Here is a 23,588-nt window from a genome sequence, read left to right on the forward strand (position 1 = left end):
CTACGTTTGCCGGCGTGTCGTCTGATTGGCGACAGCCTCCCAACCCGCGAAACTACGCACTCACTTCACAGACCACCGCCCTGACCGAGCGATACGGCCAGCGCGTCTTTATCCCAAAGGAATCAAGGATGAACCACCCGGAGAGCACTTCCGAACGCTTTGCTGTTGCCCACAATCCGGATACAGACATAAACAGCGAACCGCTTCCCGCGCCATTGGCGTTTGAAGCCGGGAAAGGCGACGAACACAAGCATACTCATGGCGCTATCGAGGCAGTTCTCGAGTCCGCAGGTTTCAGACCTGACGAGATACGCGCAATCTATTTCGGCAACTGGCTGCGCGACTATTCGCAACTGCTCGACCCGAAGATCGTCCGGGCGACGACCATGCCGAAAAGTTTCCCTGACCTGCTGTCCCGCGAGGCCTTGACCCGCATCGTAGACGTGCTGGCGGTGAAGGAATTCACCGATCTGATGCAGACCGACCGCTCGCGCTTTGTCGTGACACCGGAGCGACTCGGCGTCTATAGGCCTGCTGAACACATCGATAATCCCAAGGCCATCACCCCCAAACCGGCCAGCCCCAAAGAGCGCGACGCCGATTTCGATGACTGGGTAATGCCCGACGACCCGGTTTTACAGGTCGATCATGAGACCTCGATGAAACGCTATATTCAGCGTTCGGTGGACATCATGACCGCAGGTCTGGAGTCAGCCGTAAAGGCTGGCCCACACTCCACTGACGGTCTCCGGGACATGGGAGCGGCGCTGCATATTCTTGAGGACTTCTTCGCCCACTCCAACTTCGTGGAACTGAGCCTGATCAAGCTCGGCCACACCCATGTGCTGCCCTGGACGTCCAGGGCAAACTGCAAGCACCAATTGCCACTGGTGACCGGCACGTTCGGCGGCAGCGATATCATCGCCAGCCTCGCAGAACCGCTGGGCAATATTCTGTTCTCACCAGACGACAAGCCGTTCGAGATGTTCAAGGCCGGAGAACGTTATGAGCGCGACCAGATTCTCCTGATCATCCTCGGCGAGCACCCGGATCAGCGTCTGCTTGCGGGCTACGAGGCGTTTCTCGAAGCTCGCGATCAATGGGCCAGCCTGCCGTTCTCCGAACAGGTCGAAAAGTTCTACGCATTCATCGGTACGCCGGGGCGATTGCTTGGCAATGCGTTTGGTATCGCCATGCAAAGTCTGGCCGTCTGGCTGGGCAACAGCGTCGACGATCTGCAAACCCTGCTCGACGAAGACCCCAATACCAGCGGCTCGACCGACCCGTCACACTCGCAACTGGCCAAGGATCACGCGCAACATCCCTTGCATGTGCCCGCTGCAATCCTTGCCAGAAAAGCAGTGCTTCAAGTGGGTCAGGCTCTTCTGGGCCAATGGCAAGGCAAAGAGGATATCGAGCATCCGGCCCGCGTTGCCGCACGGTTTTTCACTCACCCAATGGACTGTGAATGGCAAGACGCCATCATCCGTGAATGGGCCGAGGCAAATCCGGCGCAAATCGAACGTGCCGCACTCAAGAGCGAGCTGGATCGATATCAGTCCGACTTGCAAAGCAACGCAAAGAAAGACTTGCAGCGTTTCAGTCAGGACAGCAGCAGCTTTCTGAACATTTTTTTCGAAAGCACTTCGTTGGCGGACTTGTGGACGAGAATGACCGGCAAGTAAGCGTGTTGTCCGAACCCGACCAAGTACGGCACTATCCGCTGGCTATCTGATTATCGATATTCATGCACGGTGACTGCCGTACCACGCGAGGGATCCATGGGACACACACTTTTCAAACCGCTGCTTTTGACTACTGCACTGCTGGCCTGCGTACCAATGGCCCAGGCGGCGAGCACTCTGGTGTATTGCTCCGAAGCCAGCCCGGCCGGTTTCGACCCGAGTCAATACACCAGCGGTACGGACTTCGATGCCTCGGCTGAGACTGTCTTCAACCGTCTGACCCAGTTCAAGCGCGGCGGAACCGAAGTAGAGCCCGGGCTGGCTACCCGCTGGGATGTGTCACCTGACGGATTGACGTACACGTTTCACCTGCGCGACGGTGTGAAATTCCATACCACGGATTATTTCACGCCGACCCGCACCTTCAACGCCGACGATGTGCTGTTCACTTTCAATCGCCTGCTCGATGCCAATCACCCGTTCCGCAAGGCCTACCCGTCGGAGTCGCCGTACTTCACCGACATGGGCCTGAACACGACGATCAAGAGCGTCGAGAAAGTCGATCCGCAGACCGTGCGCTTTACGCTGAACAACATTGATGCGGCATTCGTACAAAATCTGGCCATGAGCTTTGCCTCCATTCAGTCCGCCGAATACGCAGACCAACTGCTCAAGGAAGGCAAAGCAGAAGAGCTGAACCAGAAGCCGATCGGCACCGGGCCTTTCGTGTTCAAGCGTTACCAGAAGGACTCGCAGATCCGCTACGTCGGCAACACCGACTACTGGAAGCCCGAGGATGTGAAGATCGACAACCTGATCTTCTCGATCAGCAGCGATGCCGCCGTGCGCATGCAGAAGCTCAAGGCCGGTGAGTGCCAGGTCAGCGGTTATCCACGTCCGCAGGACATCGAAGAGATGAAAAAGGACCCTAAGCTCAAGGTCCTGAGTCAGCCAGGCTTCAACCTGGGTTTTCTGGCCTACAACGTGACCCACGCGCCGCTTGATCAACTCAAGGTTCGTCAGGCGCTGGACATGGCCATCGACAAGCCGGCCATCATCAAGGCGGTCTACCAGAGTGCAGGCCAGCTGGCCGACAACGCCCTGCCGCCTGGCCAGTGGAGCTACGACCGGACGATCAAGGATGCGCCACACGATGTGACCAAGGCCAAACAGCTGCTCAAGGAAGCAGGTGTGGCGCCGGGGACGAAGATCGATCTGTGGGCCATGACCGTTCAGCGCGCCTCCAACCCCAATGCGCGCATGTCGGCGCAGATGATTCAGTCCGACTGGGAAAAGATCGGGATCAAGGCCAACATCGTCAGCTATGAATGGGGCGAGTACATCAAGCGCGCCAAGGCCGGCGAGCATGACGCGATGATCTACGGCTGGACCGGTGACAATGGCGACCCCGACAACTGGCTCGGTGTGCTCTACAGCTGCGCAGCCGTCAAAGGCAGCAACTACGCGAAATGGTGCAATCCGGCTTATGACAAGCTGGTGCAGCAGGCCAAGATCACGACCAACCGCGATGAACGCATCAAGCTCTATCAGCAAGCCCAGCACATTCTCAAGCAACAAGTGCCGATCACCCCGATTGCCAACTCCCGGGTGTTTCAGCCCATGCGTCAGGAAGTGCGGGACTTCAAGATCAGTCCTTTTGGTCTGACGCCCTTCTATGGTGTCAGCCTGGGAACAGCAAAGTAACAACATGGCTCCAACCGGGTGCATTTTTCTCACCCGGTTGCGCCCCAATGGTGCGCGAACAGATTCAAAATGCACCGCGCAAACGATCAACTGCCCAGAAAATTACACTTTCGCGACATTCTTGTACGATCGTGCCACTCTTTGTCGCTTCTTTGACGTCATTGCCTTGATTTGGGTATGGCCCCTGCATAAGTATCGGACGGATCGGCTTCTCGAGGCCGTTTCCTCTAATCAAAAATGACAACAACTGAGGCAATCATGCTCAAACACGCGGTCATTCCGTTTCTGCTCGGCGCCAGCTTGCTCGCCAGCGCACCTTTCGCCCACGCAGCATCGAACCTGGTGTTCTGCTCCGAGGGCAGCCCTGCCGGCTTCGATCCAGGTCAGTACACCACCGGCACTGACTTCGATGCCGCGGCAGAGACCATTTTCAACCGTTTGAGCCAGTTCGAACGCGGCGGCACCGCCGTTGTGCCAGGCTTGGCAACCAGCTGGGATATCTCGCCAGACGGCCTGAGCTATACGTTCCATCTGCGTGAGGGTGTGAAATTCCATACCACGCGTTATTTCAAGCCGACCCGCGAATTCAACGCCGACGATGTGCTGTTCACATTCAATCGCATGATTGACAAGGACATGCCTTACCGCAAAGCGTATCCGACCGAATTCCCGTACTTCACCGATATGGCGATGGACACCAATATCAAGAAGATCGAGAAAGTCGACGACCACACCGTCAAGTTCGTTCTTGGCACCGTCGACGCCGCGTTCATTCAGAACATGGCCATGAGCTTCGCTTCGATTCAGTCCGCAGAATACGCCGCCAAGCTGCTCAAGGAAGGCAAGCCGGAACTGATCAACCAGCAGCCGATCGGCACTGGCCCGTTCGTGTTCAAGAGCTACCAGAAAGATTCCAACATCCGCTACACCGGCAACAAGGATTACTGGAAGCCTGAAGACGTCATGATCGACAATCTGATCTTCGCCATCACCACCGATGCATCGGTGCGCATGCAGAAGCTCAAGAAGAACGAATGCCAGGTCACCGCTTACCCGCGCCCTGCCGATCTGGACCCCCTCAAGGCTGACAAGAATCTGAAGATGCCTGATCAGGCAGGCTTCAACCTGGGTTACATCGCCTACAACACCATGGACAAGATCAAAGGCAGCGACGAGCCCAACCCGCTGGCCATCAAGGAAGTTCGTCAGGCGCTGGACATGTCGGTCAACAAACAGGGCATCATCGATGCCGTGTATCAGGGCGCAGGCCAGCTGGCCGTCAACGCCATGCCGCCCACCCAATGGTCCTACGACAAAACCATCAAGGATGCGCCGTTCGACGTCGAGAAAGCCAAGGCCTTGCTGAAAAAGGCAGGCGTCAAGGAAGGCACTGAAATCACCCTGTGGGCGATGCCGGTACAGCGTCCTTACAACCCCAACGCCAAGTTGATGGCCGAGATGCTCCAGTCCGACTGGAAGAAGATCGGTCTCAACGTCAAGATCGTCAGCTATGAATGGGGCGAATACATCAAGCGCGCCAAGAATGGTGAAAACGGCGCGATGCTGATTGGCTGGAGTGGCGACAATGGTGACCCGGACAACTGGCTCGGCACCCTGTTTGGCTGCGACGCGCGGAACGGCAACAACTTTGCCAAGTGGTGCGACGAGCCTTTCGACACGCTGATCCATCAGGCCAAGGAAACATCTGATCAGGCCAAGCGCACCGAACTGTACAAACAGGCGCAACACCTGCTGAAAGACGCAGTGCCGATGACCCCTATCGCGCACTCGACTGTCTATCAACCCATGCGTACCAGCGTTCAGGATTTCAAGATCAGCCCGTTTGGCTTGAACTCCTTCTACGGTGTGAGCGTGACCGGGAAGTAATAGCGGCGGTTGCTGCGCCGTTCACCCGGCGCAGTGTCCGCCATACCTGAACATGCAGCCCGTGCAGTCAGCTGGAAACGTGTCGTCAGCGATGCGTTTTCACTGTCACCGCGCTTTTTCCTACGAGCTTTGCAGCCTTCAAGCCTATATACCGCACGCCGCTATCGACTTAACGTCGAAATGTTGTGGCAACAGGCAGGAAGCTGTCGCCGCATGGCGCTGGTAAATCGCGAAGCACCGGGCGTGCCTGGGGGCCTTGTAGACATTCGAGCCTTGGCTCGTCCTTTTAAGGATAGGGATCATCATGCGTAAAACTCTTGCGATGACGTCGTGCCTGGGGCTGTTTGCCCTGGCTCCGCTGGCTCAGGCGAACAACCTGGTGTTCTGCTCGGAAGCGAGCCCGGCGGGCTTTGACAGCGCGCAATACACCTCGGCCACTGACAACGATGCATCAGAACCGATCTACAACCGCCTGACCGAGTTCAAGCAGGGGGACACTTCGGTGGTTCCGGGTCTGGCGACTTCGTGGGATGTTTCGCCGGATGGTCTGGTCTATACCTTTCATTTGCGCGAAGGCGTCAAGTTTCACAGCAACAAGGACTTCAAGCCCGGTCGCGACTTCAACGCCGACGACGTGCTGTTCACGTTCAACCGCATGCTCAAACCTGATCACCCTTTTCGCGTCGCTTACCCGACCGAGTTTCCGTATTTCACCGGAATGGGCCTGAACAAGAAGATCAAGTCCGTCGAGAAAACCGATCCGCTGACCGTGGTCTTCACCCTCAATACGGTTGACGCCGCGTTCATTCAAAACATCGCGATGAACTTCGCCGGTATTCTGTCTGCCGAGTATGCAGAACAGTTGATGGCCAAAGGTGATGTCAGAAACATCAATCAGCAGCCGATCGGCACGGGACCTTTCGTGTTCCAGCGCTATCAGAAGGACTCGCAGATTCGCTACAAGGGCAACAAGGAATACTGGGACCCGAGCCGGGTGAAGATCGATCAGCTGATCTTCGCCATCAACACTGACGCTTCGGTACGCATGCAAAAACTCAAAGCCAACGAGTGCCAGGTGTCGCTCAACCCGCGCCCGGCGGACCTCGCCAAGCTCAAGGAAGACAAAAGCCTGCAGGTTATCGAGAAACCGGGCTTCAACCTCGGTTACATCTCCTACAACGTGCGTCATGAACCGCTTGGCAACCTTCAGGTACGTCAGGCGCTGGACATGGCGGTCAACAAGAAAGCCATCATCGGCGCGGTCTACCAGGGCGCGGGGCAGTTGGCAGTCAATGCCATGCCGCCGACCCAATGGTCTTACGATGACAGCATCAAGGATGCGCCCTACAACCCGGAAAAAGCCAGAGAGCTGTTGCGTGCTGCCGGGGTCAAGGAAGGCACCGAACTGAACCTGTGGGCCATGCCGGTCCAGCGTCCTTATAACCCCAATGCAAGGCTGATGGCCGAGATGCTCCAGTCCGACTGGGCCAAGGTCGGCATCAAGGTCAACATCGTCAGTTATGAATGGGGGGAATACCTCAAGCGCACCAAGAACGGCGAGCACGATATCTCGCTGATCGGCTGGACCGGCGACAATGGTGACCCGGACAACTGGCTCGGCACCCTGTACAGCTGCGCCGCCATTGGCGGTAACAACTATTCGATGTGGTGCGACGAGAAATACGACCAGTTGATCAAGGCCGCCGTTGCCACCACCGATCGCGAGCAGCGCACCGATCTGTACAAACAGGCGCAACGCTACCTCAAGGAACAGGTGCCAATCACGCCGGTTGCCCACTCGACCGTCAATCAGCCGCTGCGTACCGAGGTCAAGGACTTCCATGTCAGCCCGTTCGGCCGCAACAACTTTTCGGGCGTGAGCGTCGTTGACTGATTCCCGCCCAGGCTTGCCTTCGCCGTATTGTGTACGGCGCAAGCCCGCCGTTGCGCATTGATACCTGTAACAATGCAGGGCCCCAGGCCCTGCACCACCAAAAGCCAGACTTTAAAAAACTGGCATTTATAAAAGTGATAAAGGGAGCTGCACATCGTGAAAACAACAAGCACTGCATTATTGGCCTTATCTCTCTCGTCATTTGGCGCGATGGTTCAGGCAGCGCCAGCCAGCCAGACCTTCGTGCCGACCGAGCTGAGTTCCAAGAATGCACAGGCCGACGCCAATGGCTTTTTTGAAGATCAACATCTGACCGGCACAACCCGCAACTGGTACGCCAACGAACTGCGACGTCGCGACAGCACGTTCAGCTATAACGACGACGGCGTCAGAAAGCAGACCCCGCGCCGCATCAACTGGCAGCAGGGCACCATCATCAACTACAGCTCGGGCTTCACCCAGGGCGTGGTCGGTTTCTCCACCGAGCTGGCGCTGTATAACGCCATCGCGCTGGATCGTGACACCGATGACTTTGCGGGTAATTCCAACCGTACTCTGGCCGACCGTGACGGCGATGCCGTCGGTCAGTGGAGCAAAATGGGTCTGGGCAACGTCAAGGCACGTGTTTCCAACACCGTGCTGACCATGGGTCGCCAGTCGGTGAACACCCCGGTCATCGCCTTCATCGGCAACCGCGCACTGCCTTCCAGCTTCCAGGGTGTGGCCGTCCAGAGCGACGAGTTCAACAACCTGTCCCTGCAGGCCGGCAGCTTCGACCGTGTATCGCCACGTATGGAACAGAGCCAGGACAAGTTCCGCTCCGAGTACGGTGATCGCAGCCAGACTGCCGACCGCCTGGACATGTTCGGTGGTGACTACAAACCGACCGACAGCCTGACCGCCAGTTTCTATGCGTCGAACCTGGAAGACTTCTGGCACCAGTACTACTTCGCGTTCACCCACGAACTGGGCGACAGCAAAGTATTCGCGCTGAGCACCAACCTGAACTACTACAAAACGAAAGATGCCGGTCAAAGCAAACTGGGCGCAATCGACAACGACACCTACAGCCTGTCCTTCACCGGTACGCACAATGCGCACAGCGTCAGCCTTGCCTACCAGGAAGTAAACGGTAACGAGTATTTCGACTACGCCCACGACACCAACGCTATCTTCCTGGCCAACTCCCTGCTCTCGGACTTCAACGGCCCGAACGAGAAATCCCTGCAGATCGCTTACGTGCTGAACATGGCCGAATACGGCGTGCCAGGCCTGAAGTTCAACATCTATCAGGCGCGTGGCTGGGACATCGACGGTACTCACTACAGAGGCACTGGCTACACCGACGTGCTGGCAATGGACGGCGAAACCCACTACGAGTACGGCATCGGTTCGTCCTACTCGGTCCAGTCCGGCCCGCTCAAGGCCACCGCTATTCGCGCAACTTACACCACGCACCGCGCCAGCGAGAATCAGGCTGATGGCAACATCAACGAATTCCGTCTGGTGACCACCATCCCGTTCAACATTCTTTGATTCGCTGAAAAAACCGCTCTGACGCGAGGCAACCGTCTCGCGTCAGAGCACCAAGACCGGCGTCAATTCTATGGAGGGTTCACATTGAAACTGTTATCGCTACGCAACTCGATCGCCCTGACCCTGCTCAGCGTCGCCGTCAGTGTTTCGGCAAAACCTCTGGTGGTCTGCACCGAAGCGAGTCCTGAAGGCTTCGACATGGTGCAATACACGACCGCCGTAACGGCCGATGCCGTGGCTGAAACCGTGTTCAACCGCTTGGCCGATTTCAAACCCGGCACCACGGAAGTGATTCCGGCACTGGCTGAGTCTTGGGATATCAGCGAAGACGGCCTGACGTACACCTTCCACCTGCGTAAAGGCGTCAAGTTTCACACTACCGACTACTTCAAACCGACCCGCGACATGAACGCCGACGATGTGCTCTGGAGTTTTCAGCGTCAGCTGGACCCGAAACACCCATGGCATGACAAGTCGAGCGTCGGCTTCCCCTACTTTGAAAGCATGGGCTTCAAAGAGCTGCTGAAAAGCGTCGAGAAAACTGACGACTACACCGTCAAGTTCACCCTGACCCGCCGTGAAGCGCCCTTCCTGGCTGACATCGCCATGGCCTTCGCCTCGATCTATCCGGCCGAATACGCCGACCAGTTGCTGAAAGCCAACAAGACTAACGACCTGAACAGCAAGCCGATTGGCACCGGGCCGTTCATTTTCCAGCGCTATGCGAAAGATGCGCAGGTGCGCTTCAAGGCCAACCCGGAGTACTTCCGCGGTAAGCCGCCGTCCGAAGCGCTTATCCTCGCCATCGCCACTGACAACAACGTGCGCCTGCAAAAGCTCAAGGCCAACGAATGCCAGATCGCGCTGTATCCTAAGCCGGACGATATCCCGAGCATCAAGAAAGACCCGAATCTCAAGGTCGATGAAATGGATGCGATGACGACGTCCTATATCGCGATCAACACCACGCACAAATACCTGAGCGACGTACGGGTACGTAAAGCCATTGACATGGCTTTCGACAAAGCAGCGTATGTCAATGCGTTGTTTGGTAAAGGCAATGCTACCGTCGCGGTAAACCCTTATCCTCCGACCCTGCTGGGTTACAACAAGGACCTGAAGAACCCGCCTCTGGATCTGGACAAGGCACGCGCCTTGCTGAAGGAAGCGGGTGTGCCGGAAGGCACTGTGTTCACCCTTTACACCCGTAACGGCGGTGGCCCGACCAACCCCAACCCGATGCTCGGTGCGCAAATGATGCAATCCGACCTGGCCAAGGTCGGCATCAAGATCGACATTCGCGTCATGGAATGGGGTGAAATGCTCAAACGCGCCAAGAATGGCGAACATGACATGGTGTCGGCCGGCTGGGCAGGCGACAATGGCGACCCTGATAACTTCCTGACCCCGATGCTGAGTTGCGAAGCGGCGAAAAACGGCGAGAACTATGCACGCTGGTGCAATGCCGACTTCCAGAAGCTGATCGACAAGGCTCGCGAAACAGTGGAGCCGCAGGAGCGCGCCGCGCTCTATCAGCAGGCTCAGGCACTATTCAACAAGGACCAGCCATGGATCAGCATGGCACACACCAGAATGTTCACGGCCATGCGCAACAACGTAGAGGGCTATCAAATAAGCCCGCTCACCACTAACAACTTCGCCACTACCAGGGTGAAGTAGAAAAATAATCCGGCGAGCTCATAACCCGAGACTCGCCGGAGCACGCCTAACCGGCTGATGAGGTACACACCAAGATGTTTAGTTTTATCGCCCGCCGAGTGGGGTTGCTGATACCCACTTTCTTCGGCATCACCTTATTGACCTTCGCCCTGATCCGTCTGATTCCGGGCGACCCGGTCGAAGTCATGATGGGTGAACGCCGGGTCGATCCGGAAATGCACGCTCAGGCCATGGAACGTCTTGGTCTGAACAAGCCACTCTATGCCCAGTACATCGACTACATCGGCAAGCTCGCCCAGGGCGATCTCGGTGAATCGCTGCGTACGCGCACCAGTGTCTGGAGCGAGTTCACCTCGCTGTTCCCGGCAACCCTCGAGTTGTCGCTGGCAGCACTGATTTTCGCGGGCATCCTCGGCCTGCTGGCTGGCGTGATCGCCGCCCTCAAGCGAGGGTCCCTGTTCGATCATGGGGTCATGGGCATTTCCCTGGCCGGTTACTCCATGCCGATCTTCTGGTGGGGCCTGATTCTCATCATGTTTTTCTCGGTGAGCCTGGGCTGGACCCCGGTGTCCGGGCGCATCGATCTGCTGTACGACATTCCGCCAGTAACGGGCTTCATGCTGATCGACACGCTGCTCAGCGACGAGCAAGGCGCGTTTCTCGATGCCCTGCATCACCTGATTCTTCCGGCCATCGTGCTGGGCACCATCCCGCTGGCGGTGATCGCCCGGATGACCCGCTCGTCGATGCTTGAAGTGCTGCGTGAAGACTACGTGCGTACGGCTCGGGCCAAAGGCCTGTCGCCGGCACGTGTGGTATTCGTTCACGGCCTGCGCAACGCGTTGATTCCGGTGCTGACCGTGTTCGGTCTGCAAATCGGCACGCTGCTGGCCGGTGCGGTCCTGACCGAAACGATCTTCTCCTGGCCGGGTATCGGCAAGTGGCTGATCGAAGCCATTGGCGCGCGAGACTATCCGGTCGTGCAAAACGGCATTCTGCTGATCGCCTGTCTGGTGATCCTGGTCAACTTCGTGGTGGACATCCTCTACGGCTTTGCCAACCCACGCATCCGTCATCAGCGCTGAGATTATCGATATGACCTCCCCTACTCCTGCGGTAGCAGTCGATCAAAGCCTGCTTTACCCATCCCCGTACAAAGAATTCTGGCAAGCGTTCTCGAAAAACAAAGGCGCGGTTGCCGGCCTGCTGTTCATGATCCTGATCGTGTTTTGCGCCCTGTTCGCCCCTTGGGTTGCACCGCATGACCCGAGCGAGCAATACCGTGACTTCCTGCTGACCCCTCCGGTCTGGCTTGAAGGCGGCCAATGGCAGTTCATCCTCGGCACCGACGAACTGGGCCGCGATCTGCTGTCGCGCCTGATTCAGGGTTCGCGCCTGTCACTGCTGATCGGTCTGGCCTCGGTGGTGATGTCCTTGATCCCCGGCATTTTTCTCGGGCTGCTGGCGGGCTTCTTCCCGCGCATACTCGGCCCTTCGGTCATGCGCCTGATGGACATCATGCTGGCCCTGCCCTCGTTGCTGCTGGCAGTCGCCATCGTGGCAATTCTCGGCCCTGGCCTGATCAACACCGTGATCGCCATCGCCATTGTGTCGCTGCCGTCTTATGTCCGCCTGACCCGTGCTGCGGTGATGGGCGAACTCAATCGCGATTACGTGACGGCTGCACGTCTGGCCGGTGCAACCCTGCCGCGCCTGATGTTCATCACCGTGCTGCCGAACTGCATGGCGCCGTTGATCGTTCAGGCAACCCTGAGCTTCTCGTCGGCGATTCTCGACGCCGCAGCACTGGGCTTCCTGGGTCTGGGCGTACAACCGCCGACGCCTGAGTGGGGCACCATGCTTGCCTCGGCCCGCGACTATATCGAACGTGCCTGGTGGGTCGTGAGCCTGCCCGGTCTGACCATTTTGCTCAGCGTGCTGGCAATCAACCTGATGGGCGACGGTCTGCGCGATGCGCTGGACCCGAAACTCAAGAACGCCGCCTGAGGAGATCCGCATGTCACTTCTTGAAATCAAGAATCTCAACGTCCGCTTCGGCGACACCAAGGCCGTACCTGTTGTGGACGGCCTGTCCCTGAGCGTAGACAAGGGTGAAGTACTGGCCATCGTCGGCGAATCGGGTTCCGGCAAGTCAGTGACCATGATGGCGCTGATGGGGCTGATCGATTCCCCCGGCATCATCACCGCCGACGCACTCAATTTCGACGGCAATGACCTGCTCAAACTCAACTCCCGGCAGCGTCGCCGCATCATCGGCAAAGACCTGGCGATGGTGTTCCAAGACCCGATGACCGCTCTGAACCCGAGCTACACCGTGGGTTTCCAGATCGAGGAGGTGCTGCGTCAGCACCTGAACATGTCCGGCAAGGCTGCACGTCAGCGAGCGCTGGAGCTGCTGGAAAAGGTCGAAATCCCGGGTGCCGCTGCGCGCCTGAATGCCTACCCGCACCAACTGTCGGGCGGCATGAGCCAACGTGTGGCGATTGCCATGGCCATCGCTGGCGAGCCAAAACTGTTGATCGCCGACGAGCCGACCACAGCCCTGGACGTGACCATTCAGGCGCAGATCATGGACCTGCTGCTGAGCCTGCAGAAAGAGCAGGACATGGCACTGGTGCTGATCACGCATGACTTGGCCGTGGTCGCCGAAACGGCGCAGCGCGTCTGCGTGATGTACGCCGGTCAGGCAGTCGAAGTGGGTCAGGTGCCCGGTCTGTTCGACGTACCTGCCCACCCGTACAGCGAGGCCCTGCTGGCTGCCATTCCCGAGCACAGCATGGGCGCCGAACGACTCGCCACGCTGCCGGGCATGGTGCCGGGCCGCTATGACCGTCCGCAGGGCTGCCTGCTGTCGCCGCGCTGCCCGTACGTGCGCGACAACTGCCGGACCCAGCGTCCGGATCTGGCCCCCAAGGCGCATAGCCTTGCACGTTGCTTCTATCCCTTGAATCAGGAGGTGGCGTAATGAGCGTCGTACTTACCGCCCGCGACCTTACCCGTCACTACGAAGTCTCGCGCGGCCTGTTCAAAGGCTCGGCGCTGGTACGCGCGCTTAACGGCGTATCTTTCGAACTGGAAGCCGGCAAGACCCTGGCCGTGGTCGGCGAATCCGGCTGTGGCAAATCGACTCTCGCCCGCGCCCTGACGCTGATCGAAGAGCCGTCCTCCGGGTCACTGAAAATCGCCGGCCAGGAAGTGGCCGGGGCCAGCAAGTCAGAGCGCAAGCAGTTGCGCAAAGATGTGCAGATGGTTTTCCAGAGCCCTTACGCCTCGCTCAACCCGCGTCAGAAAGTCGGTGATCAGCTCGGCGAGCCGCTGTTGATCAATACCAAGCTGTCGGCCGCAGAACGCCGTGAAAAAGTGCAGGCGATGATGGCTCAGGTCGGCTTGCGCCCCGAGCACTATCAGCGCTACCCGCACATGTTTTCCGGCGGTCAGCGTCAGCGTATCGCGCTGGCCCGGGCGATGATGCTGCAACCGAAAGTGCTGGTGGCGGATGAACCGACTTCGGCGCTGGACGTGTCGATTCAGGCTCAGGTGCTGAACCTGTTCATGGACCTGCAGAAGGAATTCAACACAGCTTATGTGTTCATCTCCCACAACCTGTCGGTGGTGCGTCATGTCGCCGATACGGTGTTGGTGATGTATCTGGGCCGCCCGGCGGAAATGGGTCCCAAAGACGAGATCTACAACCGCCCGCTGCACCCGTATACGCAGGCGCTGCTGTCAGCGACCCCGACCATTCACCCGGACCCGCTCAAGCCGAAGATCAAGATCGTCGGCGAGTTGCCCAACCCGCTCAACCCGCCAAGCGGCTGCGCCTTCCACAAGCGCTGCCCCTACGCGACCGAGCGTTGCGCAACCGACGTACCGGAACTGCGTCTGGTGGATAATCGTCAGGTGGCATGCCACTACGCCGAGCAGTTTGTGGCGGCGTAGGCGCAAGCTACGAGACTATCGTGCGGAATGCCTTGGATGACGCTCTACGCCGCACTGCTGACTCAAGATCGGACGCAGCGCGTCCNCCCCCGCCGCCATACCCAACAGGCTGCCGCAGATATAGATCGCTGCGCCGTCGCCCACCCACGCGCGCAATTCATCCGCGGCCTCGCGCAAGCGGTCCTGCACGTAGATTTTCTCCGCCTGATCACGTGAGAACGCCAGGTCCAGTCGGGTCAGGTGGCCTGCCTCAAGCCAGCTCTCAAGTTCCGCGCCGCAATGAAAATCGTGCGCTCGGTTGCGTTCGCCGAACAGCAGCCAGTTGCGCTCCTGCCCTTGATCGATCCGTGACTTAAGCAAGCTGCGCAGTCCGGCAAGCCCGGTGCCGTTGCCCAGCAAAATCAACGGGACCGGCTCGACAGGCAGGNGGCTGATAGCAGCGTCGAGCGCCGCGTGCTCGGTCAGCCAGCCAGAGCACAGCCCCAGACTGCCCTCAGGATGAATTTCCTGACGCACGATAAGTTGCAGACAGCCATCCTCGGGGATCGACGCAATGGAGTACTCACGAGCAGACACCGGCGCCAATGCATCGACCAGCGCTTGCGCATGCAGCCCGACAAGGTGCACACGGTTGTGCGGCAATTGGCGGCTGGCGAGCGCCTGAACAAGCGTCTCCTGCAACCCGCCGACCTGTACTTGAGTCAATGGATCAATACCCAGCCCGTCAAGAAACAGCTCGATGACAGGTGCCGGGTTTCGGGGCATCACCTCGACCAGATCGCCTGCCTGCCAGCAGGCGGATGCTGGCGCGATCAGGTCCAGAAGAAACACTTTCGCACCGCTGCTGCCGGGGTTCAGGTGCTGGCGACGTGCGAGGGTCCAGTTCTCGAAAACCGGAGTCAGCCAGTGGCTCGATTGCGGCACAGCGCCGGTCAGTTGCCCGAGTTGCTGCTGCCAGTGCTGCAAGGCTGCGGGATCGACTCTGTCCACTTCAACCGGAGCGAACAGCGTGCGCGCGCCGCACTGCGCCAGCCAGTCATGCAGACGATGAGCGAAGCCGCAAAAATGCGCATACTGCCGGTCCCCCAGCGCCAGTACGGCGTAATTGAGCATCTCCAGCGCCAGCGGACTGCCCAGCAACTTGCGTTCGAAACCGCGAGCGCTGTCCGGCGCCTCCCCATCACCGAAGGTGCTGACGATAAACAGCGCGTTGCGGTTTTGCAGCAGATCCTGCACGGTCAGTTCACCCAACCGCTGCACGCGCGCAGACACGCCGGCAAGCTGCAACTGGCTCGCGGTCTGCCACGCCAGTTGCTCGGCAAAACCGCTTTGGCTGGCGAAACCGATCAGCCAGGACGGCGCATCAGTGGAAAGGTCTTCCGGTACAGCAAAGCGTGCGCTCTTGATCTCGCGCTGTTTGCGGCGGCGATCCAGATACAACAGCCAGCCGGTAATGAAAAACAGCGGCATCATCAACGACGCAACAGTCATGACGATTCGGCCAACGATTCCGAAGTAGCTGCCAACGTGCAGCGCATAATTGCTGGCCAGCAGTTGCGCACCGAAGCTGCGCTCGGCGTAACGTGACACCGAACTGACCTGCCCGCTTGCGGGGTCAAGGGTGATGCTGTTCAGCGCGCGCGAATGCGGGGAGTCCTTGAGCAGGTAAAACACGGTAGCGGGCTGGTCACCTGCAGCAGGCAGGCGCAGGTTATAAGAGCGCAGTTCGGGCCCGGCGGTTTTCTGAATACTGTCCCAGATAGCCGCATAGTCGACGACCAGCGGTGCTTTATTGCCGGTAACAGCGACAGTGACTTTGCGCGGCTCCAGCGGCGAGTCGCCCAGCAGCTTGTTCAGACCGCTGCTCACCCAGTCGTAAGACCAGTTCAGCCCAGTGAGGGCGAACAACAGGTAGAACACCAGGCACCACGTACCAAAAACCGAATGCAGATCCCAGTTGAAACTGCGGCCCTTCTTTGCCCAGTCCAGTGTCAGCCAGACACGCCAGCTCAAGACGTTGCGAGGCCAGCGCAGATAAAGTCCGGACAGACAGAAGAACACCAGAATCAGCGTACACACTGCCGTAATCTGCTTGCCGAACTCGCCCATTGCCAGATAACGATGCAATTGCAAGACGAAATCGAAAAAGCCTTCACCCACGGCATCGCCTTTAAGCTCGCCGGTGTAAGGATCGAAATTGCGCTTGGGGCCTCGGCGCTCGCCCGGCTCCGGGGTGAAATACACCTGAGCCGCGCGGTTACCGAGGGTTTCGACACGTAGAATTGCCACCGTCAGACCGGTTGCAGCCTCCAGCTTGTGAACCAGCTCGATGGGCGGTAGCGTTGCGGAGCGCTCTTCCACGAGCAGAACGTCCGGGTTCAGCGCGTCGAGAATCTCGTCCTCAAACGAATACAAGGCGCCGGTGATGCCCATCAGGGTCAGAACCAGACCTGCCGTGATTCCGAAGAACCAGTGCAGCTGAAACAGGACTTTCTTCAACACGCTCGCTACTCTCACTCATATTGCGCGGCGCAATTAATGCACTGACCGCCATAGCGTGTCTATCTGTAACGTGTTTTTGCCACACGCCGAAAACCCCGCCTACGTTAACAAGCGGGGCAATAGCAAATTATCAGCTGCGCCAGCTTCCTCGTAGATCTACCAGATAGGTATTCAGTGCATCTGCTTGACGCCTGAAATGACTGACGCGCTCCTCAAGCACTTCAGAGGCGGGCAGTCGGCAATTGGCCAGAACCTGAGTCAGCGCCATATGCAGTTTGCCGATTTCTCGAGCGTAGTCGTTCTTGCAGACCTGAACCGATGCCAGCCCCGAAATCTGGTTGCGCTTGCTCACTTCGACATCAAGTGCCGCGCGAGCCTCACCAACCCTGCCCTGCAGATCGAGCAACTGCGCCTGCAACGTATCGCGCAGGGTCATCAGGTGATCATAATCAACGGCATCGTCCAGCAGATCCAGCATATTGGACACGCCGGCGATACCCGCCTTGATGGACCCGATCAACGGATTTTTGGGATCGATATCCGGCAGCGTTTTCAGCGAAGCGATCAAAGGCTTCAGCTTGTCGAAAAAGCTGAGACTCTCTACATCGGTAATCAATGCATTGACCACTTTTTCCTTCGCCAACATTTCCTCCAGACGCGTTTTTTCAATCGCCAGCCTGGCCTGCAGCGTGCTGATCTCCTGATCAAGGGCGGGCGTCAGATGATCCACTGCGTTGACCTGCACGGCGTTCAAATTGATCAGCGCTTTATCAAGCGCTTTAGCCTGGCTGGCCAGAGAAGCAGTACGTGCGTCCAGAAGCATACTGATTTCTTCATTGAATTCTAAAATGGCGGTTTTACTTTTCGCCTCGTCAGGCTCGCCCCTGAGCGTTGCAATCGCTTCAACAAAAGGCAGCATCTCATCGTCATTGAAAAAATGCGGAACCAGCGTCAGCGTATCCAGTGCTTCTTTATCGACATTGCCTATTTCGTTCACCAGGCTGCGCAGCGTTTCTTTCATCACGGGTAAATAAATATCACCTAGCGCGTCGGCCTGGTGTTTCAGCTTTTCACGACTGCCAATAATAATTTCCATATCGGGTTGTGGCAGTTGAAAAGGCGTATCGAGTACATGAACGTTCATAACGGCATTCTCATTAGATATACGTTGATCGATGCTTAAACAGCGGACTCTTCAAGTGCGTTATTGAACGCAGTCAGCAGATCGAAGGACTGAACTTGAATCTCTTTCCAGTTGCTCATCAGGGTTTGAAAGCGAGAGACAAAACTGACGAGGTACACCGCATTATTGGTGTTCTTGATGCGGTCGTACGAGGACTCGACCAACTCCTCCAACAGCACCCACAAACTTTCAATGTTGCTGACGCCACTGGCAGCGCCATCGATTCTGGTTTTCAAATCCTGAAGGCTGGTTTCGAACGCCAGCAGATCGCCCAACAACCTGTTTTGTTTTTTCAACGTCAGCTCGACCTGACGTTTTTCTTCAATCAGGCGATCTTTTTCACCGAGCGCTGCCGAGGCTTTGGGACCATAAATGGAGTAGGACAACGCCCCGACGATGGGCCCCCACCAGAAACCGATCCACTTGTATTCCGAGTATTCTTCATACTCAGCAAGTTTCTGATTGATGCGATTGTTAAGCTGATCAACATCGGCTGTGAGCCGGGCGATTTCGTCACCTGCGCTTCCCGAGCGGGCCAGCCTTATCTTCAGCGCCACGCCGGGGGCTATCTCTTCCTTGAGGCAACGTTTGAAATCAGTCACCCCGACTCTGGTGCGGGTGGTGCTTGCGCTGTGGTCCTTGATATGAATCTTGAGATCATCCACCAGGGCCAGTAAGCCAGGTATTTTCCTGCTGTCCCGGTCCATCAACGCGACAGGAGGCATTTGATCAATCTGCGCCGGGGTCAGCTCCCCCACCTGCAGGGTCTGATAGGATTCCAGCCCCGTGATGAAATCCACGACATGGGTAGCGATGTTAATCAGATTGCCTGAGAACACATAAAGGTCGCCGCCGACTTTCTGCATATTGGTTTCAATCGCCGACCAACTTTTGGCGTGGGCCTGAATACCGGCATGCAGCTCAGCAATGGCGTCTGGCCCCAGACCGGGAATAGCGCTGTCAATGCCACCCGTTAACTGGCTGACCTCATCCAGAGCGGTCGGAAGTGCCAGACCGGAATTGACATAACGCCTGATGCGTCGGACATCTTCGTTTGTAATCAGCAAGCCAGGGGCGCGCGCGACACCGTCCCCTTGACTGCTGAGAACATCCATTAATTCCTTGCTGACACGACTGACATCTTCGACCGCGTGCTCTTCACCATCTGTAAATTGCGGCTCAACTAAAGTAACCATGATTAATTTCCTTATTATGGGCATCTTGTTTACGACAGCATTCAACTGTCGTTTCAAGGCCACTGAAAATTAACAGAGGTCGTCGAGCTTAAATAGCAAGCGAAGTGGACATTGCCTGTAGGAATCAGCAACAAAATAGATGAGGATTATTAATCAGCGACTATAGAACAGCAGACGACTTCATACCTAACGCACTTCAACGCCTGGAGAGGTTTATATATTTATTTTTTCTGCTCGAAAAAAAACCCATTTTCATGGGTTTTTTTCTGAAGCTGGAAATTTACAGGTAGAACGATTTCAGCGGCGGGAAACCGTTGAATTCCACTGCGCTGTAGCTGGTGGTGTAGGCACCGGTCGACAACCAGTACATGCGGTCACCGATGGCCAGGTTGAGCGGCAGGCCGTACTTGTAGTTCTCGTACATGATGTCGGCGCTGTCGCAGGTCGGGCCGGCGATGACCACTTCTTCCATCTCGCCTTTCTTTTCGGTCCAGATCGGAAACTTGATGGCTTCGTCCATGGTTTCGATCAGGCCGGAGAATTTGCCCACGTCGGTGTATACCCAACGCTCGACCGCAGTACGCGATTTGCGCGCGACCAGCACCACTTCGCTGACCAGAATGCCAGCGTTGGAGATCAGCGAACGGCCCGGCTCCAGAATGATTTCCGGCAGGTCATCACCGAAGTCTTCCTTCAGGAAGCGGATGATTTCCTCGGCGTAGGTTTCCAGGCTGTTAGTACGGGTGATGTAGTTGGCCGGGAAGCCGCCACCCATGTTGATCAGCTTGAGAACAATGTCGTCTTCTTCTTTAAGGCGTTCGAAGATCACTTTGACCTTGGCGATGGCCGCGTCCCAGACGCTGATGTCGCGCTGCTGCGAGCCGACGTGGAAAGAGATGCCGTACGGCACCAGACCCAGGTCACGGGCCAGAATCAGCAGGTCCATGGCCATGTCGGTCTGGCAGCCGAATTTACGCGACAGTGGCCAGTCAGCGGTGGTCGAGCCTTCGGTCAGGATACGCACGTAGACTTTCGAGCCCGGTGCCGCCTTGGCGATGTTGCGCAGATCCGCTTCGGAGTCGGTTGCAAACAAACGTACGCCCTTCTCGTAGAAGTAGCGGATGTCCTTGGATTTCTTGATGGTGTTGCCGTAGCTCATGCGCTCCGGACCAACGCCGCAGCTCAGGACCTTGTCCAGCTCGTAGATCGAGGCGATGTCGAAGCTCGAACCCTTGTCTTTGAGCAGATTGATGACTTCAACGGCCGGATTGGCTTTGACGGCGTAATAAACCTTGGCGAAATCGAAGCCCGCACGCAGGTCGTCATAGGCCTTGCTGATGATGGCGGTATCAATGACCACGAACGGAGTTTCTTGCTTGTCAGCGAACGCCTTCATTTTCTTGAAGGTGTCGGCTGAATAGTAGTCTTCGACATTGATCGACATGCTGCTGGAACTCCTGATGGCAAACGGTATTGGTCAATGGGTGCAAATGAACGCCCTCCGTATCCCCACTTTGGTTCGCCTACTTCCCAAGGCATGTCGCCGAAAGCAAAAAGGCCACTGAAGGGCTGCCTTCCTGGCCTTGCTGTCTCGTCGTCAGTACTTGAGCCGGATGGATCGTTTCCAGCATGGACGTTCGGCGCGAACTTTAGGACCTGAGGGGCCGGAGATCAACAAAAAATGTCGCGTTTTTGCACAAGGCGCTTGAGTTGCCTCGCCAAGGACCTGTTTAACCGACCTGCATGACAGGCAGATGTTCCCTTGGCCCAGAACGGCGATGAGGCAAAAGGCTGACCTGCCTGTCAGTTCTGACAGTAGACGGATCGACTGTCCGCGCGCCCAATAAAACCCCGAGCCACCTCATCTGGAAACGATCATGGACGATAGACACGATGGTACGCCAAGCTCAGCACCTGCCAGCCTCACGCCACGTCAAACAAGCTTTACCGTCACAGGGAGGACGTCTGCCTACCTGAACAAGGTTCGGCAGATGCGCCCCAGAGCGCACAGTGACTACCAACCGACCAGTATTTATGTCACGAAAGGCGAGCGCCTTGAACTCAGTCACTATGATGAATCGGCAGGGAAAATTTCTGCTGTCATCGGCGTTCCCGAACTCAATAAACCCATCGTTATTGACCTGAGTTTCGGCTTTAACGCCATAGACGTGCCTGAGTCAGGCCTGCTGAGCTTTATCTATCAAACACCAGGCAAATCGGTGCTAATCAGCATTAAAGGCTCCTATAGCCACGTACCTGCCTTCACGTTGAAAGAAACAACCAACGCGATGTGGCAAACCATGATGGCCCAATACAACAATGCGCCCGTTGTAATGCTGACCAGCGAGCGAGCCATCATCGTCGTCCGCTACGAAAGCGCCCGGCTCTACATCACCGACCCTGAAAAGCTGATGGCTTACTACGATGACGTCGTTCGCACTCAGGATCTTGTCTCCGGAGTGGTGGAGTACGGAGAAAATGAGTGGTCCATTGATCCTAACAAGCATTTTTATGTAGAGGCCGACCGGCTTTATATGTTTGCGTCGGATGGGCACATGGGGTTCAGCGGCGCGACGGCCTTGAGGCACCTGCTATCAGGCAATACCGCAGACGGCTGGGGCCCTTGGCATGAAAGTGGTCATCAGCGGCAGATAAACCCCATGACCTGGGCGGGCATGACTGAGGTGACGGTCAATATATATTCACTTGCAACGCAAGAAAGAATGGAAGGCCGTGCATCACGCCTGGACAGTCAGTACCCGTCCATAAAACAATACCTGAACAGTTCACACAGGGTTTTTAGTACGCTGCCCAGTCTTTTTCAGAAAGTCGCCATGTTTTGGCAACTCCATCTTACCTTCCGCATCGACTTCTACTCTCAATTGCACCAGCGCTACCGGCTCATGCAAAACCCGCCACAGCAGAGTGACGATATACTTCAGCGTTTTATCGTGGAAACCTCACTGCTCAGCGGAAGAGATCTCTCGGCATTTTTTGACCGCTGGGGACTTTATCCAACACCGGCGACGCTGCGACAAATCTCAGACTTGCTGCCGCTGGAAAAAGCCATCTGGGAGACCGATGCAACAACGACGTTTCCGATTTTTCTACCGGTTATCATGTATTTTCGTGAACTGGCCCATATCCTGGCGGACCTACAGGCTGACTTCAGGCAAACCACCCGTTTCTCCATTAATGAGAAATGGTACGGGGGATATCGCTACAACGTGACCAAGAATGGACTGGTTATGTCATCGTTGAATCATGCGTCTGCTGTAAATTGCAGAGTCAGTTTTGATGGCGACCGTTGCTATGTGGATACCCCCATTCAGATCATGCCGGGTGAGCGATGGGCTGTAAATATCGTATCTAACGACTTAACCTCAATCAAATACGAGGCTGCCAGCAATCACGACTACCCTTTGCTTTTGGCCAGTATAAAAAATCTGTTTACCGATGAGCGTTGTGTCGTACTAAAGCCCGGCCTCACACAGCAAGCTTTGAACACGTATTTCTCAGAGGTTAACAGCCTTCAACTGAACAAAACTCATCGTCACTTATTGAACCGAGCGCAGCGTATTTTTCTAGAAAAAATTATCCGCAGCGTACAGCTAAGCTCGCAAGGTATCAGCGTCACTTTCGCAACCGCAGAATTCAAGAATCATAACTACCAGCTAAAGATGAATACATTTATTATTGCAAGGCTTGACAAGGGGCACCCTCTCTTTTCGGACCTGGTTGAAAACACCTGGATAACGAAATCACCCGTAACCCATAATCTTCTGCATTCCATCTCTGTGAGCCTGGACCACTCAAGCACACTCTATACACTTTTTTCAGGAACCCTCAACGAATACACTATAGCTCAGCCGATACGAGCGCTTTTTACCGACCACACCATGACTCAACTAACCCCCTTGGCCGATCAGAAAACCGTTACTGCCTTGTATGCGACAGTCAATGGCAACCCGGTTATCAGCATCAAAAATCGCGCAGATTATCGATCGTATCTGAACATTGCACAGCACATACTACTTCAAAGAACCATCACCAAAGTAGTACGGACAACGAGCAGCCTGTCTGTTCACTTCGCGGGGGAGGCGTACAAAAAACTCAACTACAAAATGCACCTCAACAATGCTTATGCATCCGAGATCACCCAAGGGCTGGCTTATTACTCCAGCGTGACCAATGGGGTGTGGACCACTTCCGGTAAGCATGACAGCGATGACAATTGCAAAGTCTTGTGCGTATACGAGGAAACGACCTATACCCTTTACGAAAGCAATGCCATGGACCGAGCCAATAAAGCCGAGCAACAGAAACCGGATATCACTCATTGCAAAATAGAGGATCTGTAG

The 23,588-nt window shown here is 56.6% G+C and carries 15 protein-coding genes; 11 read left to right on the plus strand and 4 right to left on the minus strand.

Annotated elements, in window-relative coordinates; translation table 11 throughout:
* Positions 1-128: 128 nt before the first annotated feature.
* From ABJ99_RS11870 to ABJ99_RS11915, 10 genes are all read left to right on the plus strand, one after another.
* The gene (locus ABJ99_RS11870) at positions 129-1,685 is read left to right on the plus strand and encodes an HET-C-related protein (RefSeq protein ID WP_054086002.1); all 1,557 of its coding nucleotides are present in this window, start codon (positions 129-131) and stop codon (positions 1,683-1,685) included.
* Positions 1,686-1,781: 96 nt separating this feature from the next.
* On the plus strand, positions 1,782-3,389 hold the full coding sequence (locus ABJ99_RS11875) for an ABC transporter substrate-binding protein (RefSeq protein WP_054086003.1): 1,608 nt from the start codon (positions 1,782-1,784) through the stop codon (positions 3,387-3,389).
* Between the two features lie 258 nt (positions 3,390-3,647).
* On the plus strand, positions 3,648-5,276 hold the full coding sequence (locus tag ABJ99_RS11880; RefSeq protein ID WP_054086004.1) for an ABC transporter substrate-binding protein: 1,629 nt from the start codon (positions 3,648-3,650) through the stop codon (positions 5,274-5,276).
* Positions 5,277-5,580: 304 nt separating this feature from the next.
* Complete coding sequence (locus ABJ99_RS11885; protein ID WP_054086005.1) at positions 5,581-7,170, plus strand: ABC transporter substrate-binding protein; 1,590 nt, start codon at positions 5,581-5,583, stop codon at positions 7,168-7,170.
* Between the two features lie 156 nt (positions 7,171-7,326).
* Positions 7,327-8,706 carry an OprD family porin gene (locus tag ABJ99_RS11890; protein WP_054086006.1) on the plus strand — a complete coding sequence of 460 codons (1,380 nt, stop codon included), beginning with the start codon at positions 7,327-7,329 and terminating at the stop codon, positions 8,704-8,706.
* Positions 8,707-8,790: 84 nt separating this feature from the next.
* Positions 8,791-10,386: an ABC transporter substrate-binding protein gene (locus tag ABJ99_RS11895; RefSeq protein ID WP_054086007.1), complete on the plus strand. Its 1,596-nt coding sequence runs from the start codon at positions 8,791-8,793 to the stop codon at positions 10,384-10,386.
* 74 nt (positions 10,387-10,460) lie between these two features.
* Positions 10,461-11,471: an ABC transporter permease subunit gene (locus ABJ99_RS11900; protein ID WP_005620502.1), complete on the plus strand. Its 1,011-nt coding sequence runs from the start codon at positions 10,461-10,463 to the stop codon at positions 11,469-11,471.
* A gap of 10 nt (positions 11,472-11,481) precedes the next feature.
* Positions 11,482-12,393: an ABC transporter permease subunit gene (locus ABJ99_RS11905; protein ID WP_054086008.1), complete on the plus strand. Its 912-nt coding sequence runs from the start codon at positions 11,482-11,484 to the stop codon at positions 12,391-12,393.
* Between the two features lie 10 nt (positions 12,394-12,403).
* The gene (locus ABJ99_RS11910) at positions 12,404-13,372 is read left to right on the plus strand and encodes an ABC transporter ATP-binding protein (RefSeq protein WP_054086009.1); all 969 of its coding nucleotides are present in this window, start codon (positions 12,404-12,406) and stop codon (positions 13,370-13,372) included.
* Positions 13,372-14,346, plus strand: a complete 975-nt coding sequence (locus tag ABJ99_RS11915; protein WP_054086010.1) for a peptide ABC transporter ATP-binding protein — start codon at positions 13,372-13,374, stop codon at positions 14,344-14,346. Before ABJ99_RS11910 ends, ABJ99_RS11915 begins: the two co-directional genes overlap by 1 nt.
* 15 nt (positions 14,347-14,361) lie before the next feature.
* On the opposite strand, the gene ABJ99_RS11920 is transcribed toward ABJ99_RS11915, so the two are convergent.
* From ABJ99_RS11920 to ABJ99_RS11935, 4 genes are all read right to left on the minus strand, one after another.
* A complete protein-coding gene (locus tag ABJ99_RS11920; RefSeq protein WP_054086041.1) occupies positions 14,362-16,845 on the minus strand; it encodes a PepSY domain-containing protein in 2,484 nt (827 codons plus the stop codon).
* A 133-nt stretch (positions 16,846-16,978) separates the two neighbouring features.
* Positions 16,979-17,992: an alpha-xenorhabdolysin family binary toxin subunit B gene (locus ABJ99_RS11925; protein WP_054086011.1), complete on the minus strand. Its 1,014-nt coding sequence runs from the start codon at positions 17,990-17,992 to the stop codon at positions 16,979-16,981.
* Between the two features lie 35 nt (positions 17,993-18,027).
* Positions 18,028-19,227: an alpha-xenorhabdolysin family binary toxin subunit A gene (locus ABJ99_RS11930; protein WP_054086012.1), complete on the minus strand. Its 1,200-nt coding sequence runs from the start codon at positions 19,225-19,227 to the stop codon at positions 18,028-18,030.
* Positions 19,228-19,507: 280 nt separating this feature from the next.
* Complete coding sequence (locus ABJ99_RS11935) at positions 19,508-20,671, minus strand: type III PLP-dependent enzyme (protein WP_054086013.1); 1,164 nt, start codon at positions 20,669-20,671, stop codon at positions 19,508-19,510.
* Positions 20,672-21,104: 433 nt separating this feature from the next.
* On the opposite strand from ABJ99_RS11935, the gene ABJ99_RS11940 reads away from it, so the two are divergent.
* Entirely contained in the window at positions 21,105-23,588 is a 2,484-nt protein-coding gene (locus tag ABJ99_RS11940; RefSeq protein WP_054086014.1) for a M60 family metallopeptidase, read from the plus strand.

Origin of the sequence: Pseudomonas syringae pv. cilantro (assembly GCF_001293775.1) — a bacterium.
GTDB lineage: Bacteria > Pseudomonadota > Gammaproteobacteria > Pseudomonadales > Pseudomonadaceae > Aquipseudomonas > Aquipseudomonas syringae_P.